This is a genomic window from Bhargavaea ginsengi (assembly GCF_900109165.1).
Classification (GTDB): Bacteria; Bacillota; Bacilli; order Bacillales_A; family Planococcaceae; genus Bhargavaea; species Bhargavaea ginsengi.
Genome location: NZ_FNZF01000003.1, coordinates 250,523 through 266,073, shown reverse-complemented (window position 1 = coordinate 266,073; position 15,551 = coordinate 250,523). Strand labels below are relative to the sequence as shown.

The window sequence follows — 15,551 nt, the reverse complement described above, 5'->3', positions numbered from 1 at the left end:
GTTTGCAGAATTTTGGTGCAAACGGGCGGTATTTATTTGTGGTGAAAATCGATGAGGCTATTGTAATGGTCTGTTCGTACCATAAAATTCAAACAATTCCTTAACATCGGATTAACTCTGTGTAAACATTCTTCCGATAAAGTTGCAAGTGTTCAAGAAACTTAGGTTAGAGGAGTGGGTAGCATGCTGAAGAAAGTCGGAATTGCCGCATTGGGGGCAGGTCTCATTTTATCGGGAATGGGAGGCATTACGGCGGCAGATGCAGCCAAACCAGAATGGGCAGGACAAGGAAAGCCGGAGTGGGCAGGAAAACCCGGTAAAGGAAATGATAAGGGCAAAAGCAAGGTTGAAAATGTCATTTATATGATTCCGGACGGATTCAGCGCTGATTACGCTTCGAACTACCGCATCTATAAAGGCGAAGACGCGGTGTGGGATGCCCACCTGAAAGGGATGTTCACTACTTATTCGGCAAACTCGGCCATCACCGATTCTGCAGCTGCGGGTACGGCCATGGCGACTGGCGTCAAGACGAACAACGGCGTAGTCGGCCTGGATGCAAAAGGAAATGAATTGGAGTCGATTCTCGAGGCATCGGAAAAAGCAGGCAAATCCACAGGCCTGGTCGCCACTTCGACGATCACGCACGCAACACCTGCTTCGTTTGTCGCCAATGTGGACAGCCGGAACAATGAAACGGAAATCGCCCGCCAGATGGCAGACAGCGGTGTCGATGTCATCTTGGGCGGAGGGAAAAACAACTTCCTGCCGGCAACAGAAGGCGGCAACCAGGATGAACGGAACCTGATCCAAGAAGTACAGGAAAAGGGCGCTACATACGTTGAAACACGTGATCAGCTGCTGGACGCCGATGACCTGGACGTTGACAAAGGCGATCGCCTGGTCGGACTTTTTGCCGATGACGCACTTGCTCCTGAGCTCCACCGCGGCGAAACGGAACAGCCGAGCATTGCAGAAATGACAGAAGCCGCAATCGATGCACTTGAAGAGGACAAGGACGGGTTCTTCCTCGTCGTGGAAGGCAGCCAGATCGACTGGGCGGGCCATGACAATGACGCGGCATGGGCGATGTCGGATGTTGCAGCATTTGAAGAAGCAGTCGAAGAAGCAATCGAATTTGCCGAGGAAGACGGGAACACACTCGTCGTTGTTGCCGGGGACCACGATACAGGCGGCATGACGACCGGCTCAAACGGTTCCATGGCACTGAACGCAGGCATTCTGCAAAACGTGACTGCAACAGGGGACCACATGGCGGCACAGCTGAACGAAGACCGTTCGAATGTGGCGGAAGTCGTCAAGGAATACACTGGCTTCGAACTGAAGGAAAACGAAATCCGGGTGATCAGTGAAGCCGGCAACGCCAGCCTGGCCATCAACAAAGTGATCAGCGACCGCGCGAACATCGGATGGACGAGCACCAACCATACCGGCGCAGACATCCCGCTTTATGTGTTCGGACCGGAAGCAGAAAGCTTTGTCGGCTTCCATGACAATACAGACCTTCCGAAACTGATTGCTGAATCACTGAAACTCGGCAAGTAAAGCGAAATCTTATACAAATAAGAAAGGAGATTGGACAGCCAATCTCCTTTTTTATGTAATAAAATCAAGTGAATAAAACTTAATATACTACATAGATAAAATCAGAATGTCAACATTAAATTTGTGTTGTTGTCATAAAAATGTTACAATAGTCGTACAATTGTTTTTGGACTCGTATTCCGAAATTCTGCTGTGCTTTTTCCGCAGAGAGAATGAAGAATGCGTTTTTTTATATTCTTTTTTTACCGATGAAAAAACAGTTGTTTTTATCCTTACAAGGGAGGAAAAGAATAATGAATTTACTCAATAAGAAAGTGACGCATGAACGTTTTGGTACGGGCAAAGTCGTTAATCTCAATGATTCCAGAATAGAAGTGGATTTTGGCACGGAAAGCAAGAAATTTATCTTCCCTGACGTCTTTGGAAAACACCTCGTTCTCCATGATGAGAGCACTGCTCAATCACTCAAAGAAATGATCGAAGAAAAGGAAAGTGAACGCAAGGAGGAAGAACTCCAGAAAGAAGAGGAAAAAGAACTGCACCGGAAAAAGCAGGAACTTCGCATGGAGCATGAAAAGCTGATGAAAAATCATAAGCTGCACCCGCAATCCCAAATGGTTATCTGGCTTGAGCCGGAAGACCAATATCATGCTTTTTCTAAGTGGAAAGTTTTCTCCGGTGAAATAAAAAGCGGAAAAAACAAAGGGAAGCCGAACAAACCCATCCGTCTGCACCAAAACAGTGCAGTCCTGCTGACAGCAAGAGATTCCGACAAGCCTGAAGAAGACCGGCAGATTCTGGGCGTCTATATGGTGGATGAAGAGTTTATCGGCAGGCAGTGCGAAGATGGCATTGTTCCTGCACATTCCGTCTATCGGATCCGGCTGACTGAACAGGAATCGTCCGAGATGCCATTCTGGAAATACTACTCTAACGACAAAAACCCCGACAAGATGACTTGGAACACAGGGATCTACCGTTACTTTGATAATTCATCGGTGGCTCAAATTTTGCGGGATATCATTGCTTTGAAAAGTGACCCGGAAGAACAAGAGCTCGCACAACAATTCTTTGATCATTTTTGTAAAATGAATCAGATCATGGAGCAGGAGCTGCCGCAGCCGGACGGGCCATTAATGCGCAAATAACTTCCGGTACCGGGCGGATTTAGTCATTCGGCCAGCATCTTAATGGCAGAAAGGATAGGGAAATGTCACAGGAAAAAGATGAGATTGTCTTAAGAGGGCTTAAGGAAAACAACCTGAAAAACATTGACCTGAATCTCCCGAAAGAAAAAATCATCGTCTTCACCGGCCTTTCAGGATCGGGAAAGAGTTCAGTTGTTTTTGATACGCTGGCAACCGAGAGCAGAAGGCAGATGACATTGAACTATCCTGCATATGTCAGGTATCAGATGCCGAGGTACGAAAGGCCGCAGGCCGACCTGATGCAAAACTTGAGTCCGGTCATCGTGGTGGAGCAAAGGCCGGCAGGAGGAAATTCCCGCTCTACTGTAGGCACCTATATGGACATCGATCCGCTGATCAGGCTGCTGTTTTCAAGGATCGGGCAGCCCGCGATCGGGACCGCCAATGATTTCTCGAGCCAGAGTTCATTCGGCAGATGTCCGGAATGTGGCGGATTTGGAGAAGTAATCACACCGGACGTAGATAAGCTGGTTGATTTCGACAAGTCACTCAGGGAATATGCCGTACAGTTCAAGCCGCTATCCCCTTCCGGCTGGCAGGGCAATTGGATGATGACCTGCGGACTGTTCGATCCGGATAAACCCATCAGGGACTATTCGGAAGAAGACCGCCGGCTGCTGCTGTATGGTCCCCGGGAAGGTGAACGGGCTTATGCGCCGTTTCACACGAAAAACGGGCCGCAAAATGCAGAGTGGGACGGATTATTGCCCAGATTTACGCGCGTTTATATTAATCGCGACATATCGAAACTCAAGCAAGTTTCCCAGGAGGATGTATTGGCAGTATCGACACATTCCCTGTGTCCGACCTGTCTTGGTTCGGGCCTGAATCCGCAGGTATTGGAGTGCAAAATCAATGGCCTGAATATCGCGGAGTATGATCATTTGGAACTCCCGGAAATCCTGGAAGAACTCGAGAAGGTCAAAGATCCCATGGGAGAATCCATAGCAAGACAGGCGATCCCTTACGTAAAGCAATTAATCGGCATGGGACTGGGCTATTTGAGCCTTTCAAGGAAAATGGGTACCCTTTCCGGCGGAGAAGCCCAAAGGGTGAAAATCGCCCGTCAGCTGGGGAACAGCTTAAATAACCTGACCTACATTTTCGACGAACCCAGTGCGGGGCTCCATCCGGAGGAAGTCACTATGCTGATCCGGATGCTGAAAAGGATCAAAGCCCAGCATAATACCGTCATCGTCATCGAACACAATCTGTCGGTCGTAAAAGCAGCGGATGAAATAATAGAGATGGGGCCTGGCGCGGGTGCAGGCGGCGGACACGTGGTCTACCAAGGTGACTTGGCGGGATTAAAAAAATCACCGACTGCAAATGCTTTGGGGCATCCATTAAAAATAAACAAAAACCCAAGGGACAAAAGGGATTATTTTAAGATAAGAAAAGCCAAAAACAACAACCTGAAAAATGTGGATGCCGATATACCCAAAAATGTTCTGGTCGCTGTGTGCGGGGTATCCGGATCGGGCAAAAGCTCTTTGATCCTCGAGGCGTTCAGGGAAAAGTATCCGGAGTCCATCACAGTGGGGCAGAGCGGGATCGGAATCTACAGCCGCTCGACCATGGCTACATATATGGGGATCATGGATGACATCCGTGCAGCCTTTGCAAAAGAGACAGGCCAGCCGGCGGGCTTGTTCAGTTTCAACTCTCTGGGAGCCTGTCCGGTCTGTAAAGGAAAGGGCGTCCTGACACCGGAAGTGGCATTTGCAGATCCGGTCACCATCCCGTGCGAAGCATGCGGCGGGACAAGATACTCAGGCGAAGCCCTGTCGTACCGGTATCAGGGCAAAAACATCATCGAGATTCTGGAATTGACCATTGATGAGGCTGCTGATTACTTTAAACAGCAAAAGATCCTGAAACGGGTATTTACGCTAAGGGACGTCGGTCTCGGGTATCTGACTTTGGGGCAGACGACCAGTTCGTTGAGCGGCGGGGAAATCCAGCGTCTGAAGCTCGCCAGCCAATTGCAGAAACAAGGCCAGATCTATCTGCTGGACGAGCCGTCCCTCGGATTGCATGCGGAAGACGATGAAAAGCTTCTGGATGTCTTTCAGAGCCTGGTGGACCGGGGGAACTCAGCCATCATCATCGAGCACAACCTGGACTTTATTGCAGCGAGCGACTGGGTGATAGAAATGGGCCCGGGAGGCGGGAAGCAGGGCGGACAGATCCTGTTCGAGGGAACGCCGGAAGACATGCTGAATGCAGAGACTGTGACCGCGGACTGGCTGAGGGACGGGACCAGCAGGATCCTAAATCAATAACATAAGTTCTTTAAGCCGCATTCCCTGTGGGAGTGCGGTATTTTTGCATCTGCTCTGCCCAATCAGACATTTCTGTGAATAAACAGAAAATTCCTTTACAATGAGAGAAAATCGGACACGGAAGGCGGAATGGGAATGGAATACGATGTAATCACGGTCGGGCACGGGCTTGCAGGGCTTGTGGCGGCCTCGGAACTGGCTGATGCAGGGAAGAAGGTTCTTCTCCTCGACCAGGAGCCGGCGTCGAACATCGGGGGCCAGGCATGGTGGTCGTTCGGCGGGCTGTTTCTCGTGGATTCGCCGGAACAGCGCCGGATGGGCATCAAAGACTCCCATGAACTGGCCTGGCAGGATTGGCTCGGGACGGCCGGATTCGACCGGATGAGTGACGAAGATGAGTGGGGTTATCAGTGGGCGAAGGCGTACGTCGAATTTGCCGCGGGCGAGAAGCGCGATTGGCTCAGGTCGCTCGGCGTCCGGTTTTTCCCGGTTGTCGGCTGGGCGGAGCGCGGCGGCAGCCTTGCGGACGGTCACGGCAACTCCGTCCCGCGCTTTCATATCGTCTGGGGAACGGGACCCGGAATCGTCAAGCCGTTTGCTGAAAAGGTTCGGCAGGGCATCACGGACGGTCTGATCCATTATCTGCCGCGGCACCGCGTGACGGATTTCGTTATGGAAAACGGAATGGTGACGGGTGTGCGCGGGGAAAAGCTCGTGCCGGATGACCGTGAACGCGGGGAGAAGACATCCCGCGAAGTGGAGCGGCTGTTTGAAGTGCACGCGGGTGCCGTGCTCATGACGAGCGGCGGCATCGGCGGCAATCATGAACTGGTCCGGAAAAACTGGCCGGAGCGGCTCGGCAGGCCGCCTGCGCGCATGCTGTCAGGCGTCCCCGCCTATGTGGACGGGCACCTGCTCGGAGCGGCTGAAAAGGCCGGAGGGCGGCTCGTCAACCGCGACCGCATGTGGCACTACACTGAAGGCATCAAGAACTATGAGCCGGTCTGGCCCAATCACGGCATCCGAATCCTGCCGGGACCGTCGCCGCTCTGGTTTGATGCGGAAGGACAGCGCTTCGGCGCGCCGAACTTCCCGGGCTTTGACACGCTCTCGACGCTCGGGGCAATCGGGAAAAGCGGCTACGACTATTCCTGGTTCGTCCTGACGAAGAAGATGATCGAGAAGGAGTTCGCTCTGTCCGGGTCCGAGCAGAATCCGGACCTTACCGGCAAAAGCATCCGGATGATTATGTCGCGCGTGCTGCCGGGAGCGCCGGAGCCCGTTGAGAAGTTCATGAAGTGGGGAGAGGATTTTGTCGTTGCACGGACGCTTCCGGAGCTGGTCGACGGCATGAACGATCTGGTCGGCGAGGAACGCATTTTCCTTGAAGAGGTGGAGCGTCAGATCAGGGCGCGGGACCGTGAGATCGACAACAAGTTCGCAAAGGACCTCCAGGTGATGGCGATCCGGAGCGCGCGTGCGTCCATGGGCGACAAGCTCGTCCGGGTCGCGCCGCCGCACCGCATCCTCGATCCCGCGGCTGGTCCGCTGATCGCGGTCCGCCTGAACATCGTCAGCCGGAAGACGCTCGGTGGCCTGCAGACGAACCTTTCGGGACAGGTGATGGGCGCGGATGGCGAACCGGTGCCTGGCCTCTATGCGGCGGGCGAGGCGGCCGGCTTCGGCGGAGGAGGCGTCCACGGCTACCGCTCGCTTGAAGGCACTTTCCTCGGCGGCTGCCTGTTCTCCGGACGGCAGGCAGGCAGGGCGCTTGGGTGGAAATAAGGAAGGAATAAGGAACTTCATGGCCTGATGGGCCGTAGAAACTATATAGGTTGCGGGACGGGAGGGAAGGTTGCGGCCGGATGGTGCGCAGCCGACTGCATGAAGAGATGGATAGTGGGACTTATTGCAGCCAGTGTTCTTGGACTGGGGGCATGCAGCGGGGAAGAAGCTTCTCCCGAACCGGAAAAGGAGGAGCCGGCGGAAACATCCGGGGAAAAAGGCGAAGAAGCCTCTGGAGATGAAAAGAACCCTGCAAGTGCCGATTCCGGTGAGCTCATCGACCCTGCCTTTATGGTGGAAGAGGGAGATGTTGCAGGATGGATGAAAACCGGCCCGGGTCCCTATGGCGGCGACCAATACGACGAGGAAGCAGCCCGGGCGGAGATTGATAAGTGGCCGGAAGGGCTGGAGGCGGAAGAGTATTTCCGGGCAATTGTATCACTGACTTCCAACGACTATCGTCCGTATCAGGAGATATTGGAGACGACTGAAATTGACTACGCTGACCTGACCGGCACGCCGGACGGGGAAACGGGAAGTGAAATACCGGCAGATGCCCCGCCGCTGAACGTCCAGATTTTGCTGGATGCGAGCGGCAGCATGGCCGGGCAGATGGAAGGCCGTTCGAAGATGGACCTCGCCAAGGAATCCATCACCGAATTTGTCGGGAATCTGCCGGAAAATGCAAATGTCTCTCTCAGGATATACGGGCATGCGGGCTCCAATCAGTTGGACGGAAAGGAGCTCTCCTGCTCCACGACTGAAGAAGTGTACGCCATGGGAGGGTATGACGCGGGAGCATTCAAGAAGGCGATAGACGCGGTTTCGCCGACGGGCTACACGCCGATCGGCCTGGCGATGGAAGAGGCGTCTGCCGATCTGAAGGAGCGTGGTGACGGTGCACAGAACGTTGTGTATGTCGTAAGTGACGGCAAGGAAACGTGCGGCGGCGATGCGGTCGCTGCGGCGAAAAGCATGCAGCAGGACGGGATACAAGCTGTCGTCAATATCATCGGTTTTGATATTGCGGAAGAAGAACGGCAATCGCTTGAGGCCATCGCGGAAGCGGGAGGCGGGGAATATCTCCGGGCCGACACCGCGGAAGAGCTGAAAAACACGTTCAGCGAGGAGCGCACGGCGCTGATCAATGATTGGTATGACTGGGTCAACGAGAACTTGAACACCAACTACGATCAGAGCACGAAATACTTGAATGATGCCTACGACTATCAGACAGAAGCTCTGAATCATCTGTATGACGAACAAACCCGCCAGGAACTCCTCGCCTATTATCTCAAGGAGCAAATGGAAGAGGTTGATGATTCCGCCATTCGCAAAATGATAAGAGCCCGCACGAAACCTATGCGGGAACATGTTCGTGAAGGCTTCCAGGCAATCCGTGAAGAAGCCCGGGAGGAAGGCCGTGAAATCCGGGAAGGTGTCAGGGAAAAGGGCAGGGAAGAGCGGGAGAAGCTAAGGGAAAATGATGGTGACTGATCCGCTTTAAAAGAGATTGCAGTTTTTATTTAAATAACTCTAACGGGGGATGAGGGCGATTCAGTTAACAGAGAAAGCCTCTGGGATTGATAGAATCAGTTGGGCAGCCTTAATCATCATGGCCGCTGTCTCCTTTTCTTTTCTGATCGGATGGAAAGTGGCCGGACTGTCAGTGGTGTTAGGGATTGCCTGTTTCGTTTTAAATCAGAATCGTTATGCTGACCGGAGTCTCAGTGTGAGGGAGGCGGGCCGACAGCTGAAAAGTGGCATCATCTGGCTCTGGCTCCTGTTGCCCCTTGTGATGAACGGCTTTTCCATGGCTGCATCTGCTTACGTCATGCCGGCATTCAATGAGCATCTCCACGAACGGATTGCGCTCATGGTGGCCGAAGTGCCGCTGGCTGTCCTGGTTTTGCAGATTGCGCTGATGGCGCTCGGTGAGGAGATTGCCTGGAGAGGATTTTTCCAGAAGCAGCTGGGGCGGGTGATGGCCATCTGGCCTGCCATCGGGATCACATCGATAGTGTTTGCATTCGGTCATGCGGCGTCCGGAGATTTCACGCTGGTTGCCTATGATCTGGTCTTCATCATGATCGACAGCGTGATTTACGGTTTCATTTATCATAAAACCGGCAATCTGTGGCTGAGCACGGCAGCCCATTTCATCGCCAATCTGGCGGTAATTCTCGCGCTGGTACAAATTTAATACTTGAAATCTTCCGACCCTTTGACTGAAGATAGAAGAGGTCTACATAAGGGGAGGAGATAGCTGTGAAGGTACTGACACTGGTCGGCAGCCTGCGGAAGGAATCATTCAACCGTCGGCTTGCAGAGACGATGCAGGAACGTTATCAGGATAAATTCGAGATGGAAATCGCCGATATCGGCGCGCTGCCCCATTTCGATCAGGATGTGGAGCTGGATCCGCCTGCTGTAGTGAAAGAGTTTAAGCAGAAAGTGCTGGATGCAGACGCGATCATCATCGTGACGCCGGAGTATAACTGGTCTGTCCCGGGCGTTTTGAAAAACGCGCTGGACTGGACGTCCAGGGGCGAGAAGGTCATGGTCGGCAAGCCCGTCTTCCCGCTCGGGGCATCGATGGGCATGGCGGGCACGCTTCGCGCGCAGATCCATCTTCGCCAGATCCTGGTCGCGCCCGGCGTCTCCGCCAAGGTGCTGCCTCCGGGCGGCAACGAAGTGCTCGTCAACTTCGCCCAGCAGAAATTCGAAGGCGAGTCAGGCGGACTGATCGACGGGCCTACGCTGGAATTCCTCGATCAGAAAGTGGATGCGTTTATCGGGTTTGTGAAAGAGGGCTGATGTGCAGCCGGAGGCGGACTCCGGCTGTTTTTTCATGGGAATCCGGCGAGTTTGAAGAATGTGGGCGCGAGTTTGAAGAATAAGCTTCTGAGTTTGAAGATTAGGTGCGCGAGTTTGAAGAATACGGCGAGGAGGCTTAACATTAGCTCTCCCGTGAGTGCAAACCGGCACCTTAAATCAGCCTAATATTAACTGGCCCACCTAAAACCGCTGTTTCAACAGTTCATTTCCCGGGAAACTTATGCATCAGGAGGGGATTCCCGATGAAACTGCATGAACCGATGCCGGAGCTGTCCGGCGCAACCGATTGGCTGAACGGCGAGACAACCAAGGCTGAGCTGGTCGGCGATAAACCGACGCTCATCCACTTCTGGGCCGTCAGCTGCAACATCTGCAAGGAAACGATGCCCGAAGTGAACGAACTGCGGGACAAGTACAAAGAAGATCTGAATGTCGTGGCGGTCCACATGCCGCTCACCGGTGCGGACAACGACATGGACAAGATCAGGGAAGCGGCGGACCAGTACGGCCTCACACAGCCGGTGTTCGTCGACAGTGAGTATAAGCTCACCGACGCCTTTGAAAACGAGCTGGCCCCGGCCTATTATGTGTTCGACAAGGAAGGCCAGCTTCGCCACTATCAGGCGGGCAGGACCGGCCTCGACATGGTGGAGGACCGGATCGAGCGTGTGATCGAACAATAAGGAGAGCCCGGCACATCAGGCGCCGGGTTTTCTTGTGCATAGTTGCCGGGCGGCAAGGCATATGTTAATCTGTTCACAACTTAAATCGAAAGGGATGACGAATGGGACGATGGACAAGTGACGGAGCGCTTTAGACGAATCGGATGCTTTTTTTCGAACGTCGGCGGGATCCGTCTGCCCATTTTCCCATCGTCATCCAGATACGCAGCCGCATAAATGCGGCTTGTTTGGCGACGTGTAAATGAGCATTTTTCGGATCCCTCCGGCCATTATGGCCGGGGGGTTTTTCATGCCCTCCGGGAAACAGGGAGGAATATTTATGTTGCTTGGAAGACTGGAGGAACTCTCCGTGATATACGGTGATGTCACGATTTTTGAGAAGGTATCGGCCGATATCCCGGAAGGGGAGGTCATCGCGCTTGTCGGGCCGAACGGAGCGGGCAAGTCAACACTGATGGACAGGATTGGGGGCAGCCGGGATCCATCTTCAGGGATTGTCCGATGGATCGGGAATCGGCCGTCCGTCACGTATTTCCGGCAGGAAGAGGCGTCACCAGACCTCAATATGGCTTCTGGAGAAGTGCAGACCGAACGGAAAAAATGGCGCTTACCAGAAGAGGTTGCATACAATACCGCGAGTGGGGGCGAGCGGATGAAGCTTCGCCTCTCCGCCGCCCTCGCGGAACAAAGCCGACTCGTGCTGCTTGATGAGCCGACCAACCATCTCGACCGTGAAGCGCTGGAGCGGCTGATCGGACAGATTAGGGAAAGCCGGTCGACGTTCATCGTTGTGTCCCACGACCGGCATTTCATCGACCAAGTCGCCGATCGCGTATGGGAGCTGGATCACCGCACCCTCACCGAATATGACGGCAACTACACCGATTACCGGAACAAGAAGGAAGCGGCAAGGGCCGCACAGCAGAAGCATTACGAACAGCAGCAGAAAAAAGTCGCGAGGGTCGAGGAACAGCTTACGCAGCTGTCGGACTGGTCGGACAAGGCGCACCGGGAGTCGACGAAAAAGGGCGGCTACAAGGAATACTACCGGGTCAAGGCCAAGAAAAAGGACCTCCAGATCCGTTCCAAGCGCAAACGGCTTGAAGCCGAGCTGGAAAAGGACGGCGCAGAGAAGCCTGAAGAGGAGGCGTCCGTGACGTTCGACGTGAAAGGCGGACGCCGCAAGGGGACGCGAGTTTTCGAACTCCGTGACGTCTCGAAGTCTTATAGAAACCGTACGCTTTTCAATGATGTGCGATTCACCGTCCTGTCCGGGGAGCGCCTCGCCCTTCTCGGACCTAACGGATCGGGCAAGACGACGCTGTTCCGTATGCTGCTCGGTGAAGAACCGCATGAAGGAGAGATCTGGCGGACGGATGGGATGACGGTCGGCGTGCTCAGCCAGTCGGTGCTCGACCTGCCCCTTGAGAAGACGATGGAGGACTACTTTTCCGCCGCCACTTTCGAACAGCAGGGAAAGCTCCGCACCGATCTTGCGAATCTAGGATTTACTGCAGAGCACTGGACTCTCCCGCTATCCAGCCTGAGCATGGGCGAGCGGCTCAAGGTGAAGCTCATGCGGTTCATCCTGGAAAACACCGACGTGCTGCTCCTTGACGAGCCGACGAACCACCTTGACCTGCCGTCCCGGGAGGAGCTGGAGCGGACGCTCGGCACATTTCGCGGGACGCTCCTATTCGCATCACACGACCGGTACTTCACCGAGAAGCTGGCGGATGGCATCCTCGTCTTCGGGGAAGGCACCGTCCGGAAACTGCCGATCACGCCCTCCGAGTGGGAAGAAAAACGGGGAGAAACCGAAAGAGGCAGCGACGGGAAAGCGCGTGAAGAGGAGCGCTTGCGTCTCGAGACCGAACGCCAGGCCGTACTTGGCAAACTCAGCATGCTATCGCCGGATGACGCGGAATATAAAGACCTGGACCGCCGGTTCCTTGAGCTGACCCGTGATATCAGGGAACTTGGGAAACACTGACCCCATTGATAAGCAGCCGTGATTCTGCTATTCTTTCCTTAATTTAATTTGAATTTTCTTTAAATTAAGGGGGCAGTGAAAATGAATGAAAGAATGATCGGCAATCCGGCACCCCGCTTTGAAATGAAGGCCGTCCTGCCGAACCGGGAATTCGGCACGGTCAGCCTGGAGGAAAACATAAGGAAGGGCAGATGGACGGTCCTGATCTTTTATCCGTTGGACTTTGCGCTTTCAAGCCCGGCCGAACTCACGGCGTTTTCTGACCGTCATGTCGAGTTCGCGGAACTGAATGCCTCAATGATCGGTGTCTCAACGGATACCATCCATACCCATCTTGCCTGGGTAGGGCTATCCCGCAGCAACAACGGTCCCGGCGGCCTGAGCTTCCCGCTCGCCTCGGACCGGAAGCTTTCTGTTTCCCGGGAGTACGGCATGCTCATCGAGGAAGAGGGTATCACGCTCCGCGGCCTCTTCATCATCAGCCCGGATGGCCGGCTCCGCTACCAGGCCGCTTTCCGGGAAGATATCGGCCGCGATGTCGATGAAACGCTCCGTATGCTTCAGGGTCTTCAGGCAGGCGGCCGCCTCGCCGCGAACTGACCGAGGGATGTAGATCTTTCATACAGGAGGAGATCTGATGAAACTGCGCACACCGATGCCAGAACTCGGCGGCGCAACCGAATGGTTGAACGGTGTGAGAACAAAGGCGGACCTTGTCGGCGAACGGCCGACGCTCATCCATTTCTGGTCCGTCAGCTGCGGACTCTGCAAGGACATGATGCCCCATATCGGCGCGATCCGAGACAAGTACGGGGATCGGCTGAATGTCGTCGCTGTCCATATGCCCCGCTCCGGAGATGATGCAGATATGGGGAAGATCAGGCAGGCCGCCGCTGCCCACGGCATCACACAGCCGGTCTTTGTTGACGGGGCGAAGGAACTGACCGGGGCATTTGGCAACCGGTACGTGCCTGCCTATTACGTGTTCGATAAAACCGGCCGCCTCCGCCACTACCAGGCGGGCGAAGGGGGCATGCTGATGCTGGAAAAGCGCATCAGCCGACTGCTGTGATACGTATAAACAGAACCCGGCCAATCCCTGAGGAGGGGTTGGCCGGGTTTTGGGCATGCCGTCATCTTATTGGACTTTATTCGAGGACATGGGATCCGGATGCTTCACTGCCGGTTTCTTTGTGCTCCAGCTTCACCTTCGTCACCGCAAGAGAGGCAATCAGAATAAGCTCAAACAGGTTCGTTGCGGCTTCGCTCGGGATATCCGGATTAAACATGCTTCCGATGGTCATGGCGATTGTGCCGGCGAGCATCCACCATGAACCGGCCTTCCATGCAAGGAATAGCCCGGCGACCAAAAGCGCCGCGAGAACGATCAGGATCATGGCAGGCGGCCCGGATGCTTCTTCGGCAGACGAATAGCTCAGCACGCCATAGCTTTCGTCCTTCTCCAGCTTCAGATCGCTGAGCACGGTGACGAATTCAATGACGACCGCGGCGATGGCGGCCGCCCAGAACAGCAGTGCCGCCCATCCCTTCTGTGCCCATCCGATCCCCGCCTGCCGCATCGCACCAAGCGAGAACAGAATGAGCGTAGGTGTCACAAGGGCGTGCAGCCAGAAGCGGGCAAGGCTGAGCCCTTCCAAAAGTGCACCTTCGCCGATCAGGATTCCGACTGCCAGAATGCCATTGTCATAGACGAGGGCCAGCGCGACGGCGGCAATGACGCTCATCAGAGTCCAGAAACGCTGCTTCTTCAGCACCCAGACCAGCAGCCCGAGGTAAGCAAGGGCAAATGCCCCGAAGATATAGGGATCCATTCCATCACTCCCGCGTCCGGTTTTTCGGACAGTTTCTTTCACTCTTCCCTAAAGTAGGACGCCTAAAAACCTCTTGGTTGTTATATAGCAGAAACGGACAGCACCTCAGTGGGCGCTGTCCGTTTTGGCTTTTCTAGGCCAGATAAAGTACGAGAGCGAGAGGACGACGTCGATGGCGGCCACGAGTGTCCATACTTTCAGGATTTGAAGGAGGGTTTCGGTCTGCTCCGGGTTACCTGCCAGGTGGATCAGCAGGAACAGGTAACCTCCGCCCAGTACCCAGGCGAGCACGTGAAGAAGGCTGCCTGACAGTTCATACCGGGCATGCTCGAACCCATAACGTTTTACCGGCTTCGGCCCCTTTTTCATGATGTGGTAACGGAAGCGCTCATCCGCCCACCGGATCATCCGCTTTCCGAACGTGAGCGAGACGCCAAGATAAATGGCGGCGATGCCATGGGCTGCCGTGGCAGTCGCATCATTGGCGAGGATGTCATAAGTTGTCGCAATGAGCAGCGTCAGGTCTAGCACCGGTGTCATGGCGAGCAGCAGCAATCCGAGACGTTTTCTTCCGAGCAGATAGCGTGTGACCAGGCCGGCAGCGATAAACACCCAGAATCCGATTTCCACGGCAATGATCAGGTAGGCGATGAAGCTCATGTTTTCGCTCCTTTTTAATACATATGTGTTATTTAGATTTTAGCATAGGGTATTTATTTAATACAAGTGTTTTATTTAAAAGCCAATGATATACTAGGGGTATGCCAAAAATCGTGAATCATGAAGAGCGGCGCGAGCAGATTGCGGAAGCCATGTGGCGGGTCATCCTGGAAAAGGGCATGGAAGGAGCGACGGTTCGGAACATTGCCGGAGAAGCGGGGCTGTCAACAGGTGCCCTGCGGCATTATTTCAAAGACCAGGATGAACTGCTGGTGTACGCGATGCGTCTTGTCAATGAGCGGGTTGAAAAACGGGCGATGGTCATTCTGCAGGAGGAGCTTCCGCCCAAAGAGAAAGTGATCCGGGTACTCCTGGAAATTGTGCCAGTCGATGAAGAGCGGCGTGCGGAGATGGATGTATGGTTCACTTTCCAGGCACATATCCGCCACCGGAAAGATCTGGAGGGCGCACCCGGCCATGCGCTGGGTGCTGCCGTCAGCAAGCTGTTCGACTTTCTGGCCTATGAAGGAGAATTGAAGGAAGAATTGGATATCGAACTCGAGGCCGAACGGCTTTATTCGATCGCCGACGGGCTTGCGCTCCATGCATTTCTTGAACCGAATCGGCTCCGGGCGGACACAGTTGAAACGCTCATCCGGGATTCGGTCGGCAGGATCTGCAAGTAAAGAACCTGCTTGCAA

14 protein-coding genes are annotated in these 15,551 nt (G+C 54.4%); 12 read left to right on the top strand and 2 right to left on the bottom strand.

The features are described 5' to 3' along the window. Window positions 1-183: 183 nt before the first annotated feature. From BMX91_RS10075 to BMX91_RS10025, 11 genes are all read left to right on the top strand, one after another. A complete protein-coding gene (locus tag BMX91_RS10075; protein ID WP_092053289.1) occupies window positions 184-1,566 on the top strand; it encodes an alkaline phosphatase in 1,383 nt (460 codons plus the stop codon). Between the two features lie 293 nt (window positions 1,567-1,859). Continuing rightward, window positions 1,860-2,714, top strand: coding sequence for a malate synthase (locus tag BMX91_RS10070; RefSeq protein ID WP_092053286.1), 855 nt, complete (start codon window positions 1,860-1,862; stop codon window positions 2,712-2,714). 62 nt (window positions 2,715-2,776) lie between these two features. Next, window positions 2,777-5,059 (top strand): ATP-binding cassette domain-containing protein, encoded by a 2,283-nt coding sequence (locus BMX91_RS10065; RefSeq protein ID WP_092053283.1) that lies wholly within the window; start codon window positions 2,777-2,779, stop codon window positions 5,057-5,059. Between the two features lie 135 nt (window positions 5,060-5,194). Beyond that, window positions 5,195-6,844 carry an FAD-binding dehydrogenase gene (locus BMX91_RS10060; RefSeq protein WP_092053280.1) on the top strand — a complete coding sequence of 550 codons (1,650 nt, stop codon included), beginning with the start codon at window positions 5,195-5,197 and terminating at the stop codon, window positions 6,842-6,844. 99 nt (window positions 6,845-6,943) lie between these two features. Further along, entirely contained in the window at window positions 6,944-8,341 is a 1,398-nt protein-coding gene (locus tag BMX91_RS10055) for a vWA domain-containing protein (RefSeq protein ID WP_177168344.1), read from the top strand. Window positions 8,342-8,576: 235 nt separating this feature from the next. Then, window positions 8,577-9,047, top strand: a complete 471-nt coding sequence (locus BMX91_RS10050) for a CPBP family intramembrane glutamic endopeptidase (protein WP_177168343.1) — start codon at window positions 8,577-8,579, stop codon at window positions 9,045-9,047. Between the two features lie 65 nt (window positions 9,048-9,112). Beyond that, window positions 9,113-9,661 (top strand): NADPH-dependent FMN reductase, encoded by a 549-nt coding sequence (locus tag BMX91_RS10045; protein WP_092053271.1) that lies wholly within the window; start codon window positions 9,113-9,115, stop codon window positions 9,659-9,661. Between the two features lie 263 nt (window positions 9,662-9,924). Continuing rightward, window positions 9,925-10,365 carry a TlpA family protein disulfide reductase gene (locus BMX91_RS10040; RefSeq protein WP_092053268.1) on the top strand — a complete coding sequence of 147 codons (441 nt, stop codon included), beginning with the start codon at window positions 9,925-9,927 and terminating at the stop codon, window positions 10,363-10,365. Between the two features lie 319 nt (window positions 10,366-10,684). Further along, window positions 10,685-12,358, top strand: coding sequence for a ribosomal protection-like ABC-F family protein (abc-f, locus tag BMX91_RS10035; protein ID WP_092053265.1), 1,674 nt, complete (start codon window positions 10,685-10,687; stop codon window positions 12,356-12,358). An 81-nt stretch (window positions 12,359-12,439) separates the two neighbouring features. Beyond that, window positions 12,440-12,958: a peroxiredoxin gene (locus BMX91_RS10030; RefSeq protein ID WP_092053260.1), complete on the top strand. Its 519-nt coding sequence runs from the start codon at window positions 12,440-12,442 to the stop codon at window positions 12,956-12,958. A gap of 37 nt (window positions 12,959-12,995) precedes the next feature. Continuing rightward, the gene (locus BMX91_RS10025) at window positions 12,996-13,430 is read left to right on the top strand and encodes a TlpA family protein disulfide reductase (protein WP_092053256.1); all 435 of its coding nucleotides are present in this window, start codon (window positions 12,996-12,998) and stop codon (window positions 13,428-13,430) included. 76 nt (window positions 13,431-13,506) lie between these two features. Here the strand turns inward: BMX91_RS10025 and BMX91_RS10020 are convergent, their stop codons facing one another. After that, a complete protein-coding gene (locus BMX91_RS10020; protein WP_092053251.1) occupies window positions 13,507-14,190 on the bottom strand; it encodes a phospholipid phosphatase in 684 nt (227 codons plus the stop codon). A 105-nt stretch (window positions 14,191-14,295) separates the two neighbouring features. Continuing rightward, window positions 14,296-14,850, bottom strand: a complete 555-nt coding sequence (locus tag BMX91_RS10015) for a hypothetical protein (protein ID WP_092053246.1) — start codon at window positions 14,848-14,850, stop codon at window positions 14,296-14,298. A 101-nt stretch (window positions 14,851-14,951) separates the two neighbouring features. Here BMX91_RS10015 and BMX91_RS10010 point away from each other — a divergent pair, with 101 nt between their 5' ends. After that, window positions 14,952-15,536 carry a TetR/AcrR family transcriptional regulator gene (locus tag BMX91_RS10010; RefSeq protein WP_092053242.1) on the top strand — a complete coding sequence of 195 codons (585 nt, stop codon included), beginning with the start codon at window positions 14,952-14,954 and terminating at the stop codon, window positions 15,534-15,536. Window positions 15,537-15,551: the final 15 nt, after the last annotated feature.

Bases quoted from the DNA above. Each gene is read 5' to 3' on its own strand.
- BMX91_RS10075 (WP_092053289.1), top strand. From the start codon at position 184: ATGCTGAAGAAAGTCGGAATTGCCGCATTGGGGGCAGGTCTCATTTTA.
- BMX91_RS10070 (WP_092053286.1), top strand. From the start codon at position 1,860: ATGAATTTACTCAATAAGAAAGTGACGCATGAACGTTTTGGTACGGGC.
- BMX91_RS10065 (WP_092053283.1), top strand. From the start codon at position 2,777: ATGTCACAGGAAAAAGATGAGATTGTCTTAAGAGGGCTTAAGGAAAAC.
- BMX91_RS10060 (WP_092053280.1), top strand. From the start codon at position 5,195: ATGGAATACGATGTAATCACGGTCGGGCACGGGCTTGCAGGGCTTGTG.
- BMX91_RS10055 (WP_177168344.1), top strand. From the start codon at position 6,944: ATGAAGAGATGGATAGTGGGACTTATTGCAGCCAGTGTTCTTGGACTG.
- BMX91_RS10040 (WP_092053268.1), top strand. From the start codon at position 9,925: ATGAAACTGCATGAACCGATGCCGGAGCTGTCCGGCGCAACCGATTGG.
- abc-f (WP_092053265.1), top strand. From the start codon at position 10,685: ATGTTGCTTGGAAGACTGGAGGAACTCTCCGTGATATACGGTGATGTC.
- BMX91_RS10030 (WP_092053260.1), top strand. From the start codon at position 12,440: ATGAATGAAAGAATGATCGGCAATCCGGCACCCCGCTTTGAAATGAAG.
- BMX91_RS10025 (WP_092053256.1), top strand. From the start codon at position 12,996: ATGAAACTGCGCACACCGATGCCAGAACTCGGCGGCGCAACCGAATGG.
- BMX91_RS10020 (WP_092053251.1), bottom strand. From the start codon at position 14,190: ATGGATCCCTATATCTTCGGGGCATTTGCCCTTGCTTACCTCGGGCTG.
- BMX91_RS10015 (WP_092053246.1), bottom strand. From the start codon at position 14,850: ATGAGCTTCATCGCCTACCTGATCATTGCCGTGGAAATCGGATTCTGG.
- BMX91_RS10010 (WP_092053242.1), top strand. From the start codon at position 14,952: ATGCCAAAAATCGTGAATCATGAAGAGCGGCGCGAGCAGATTGCGGAA.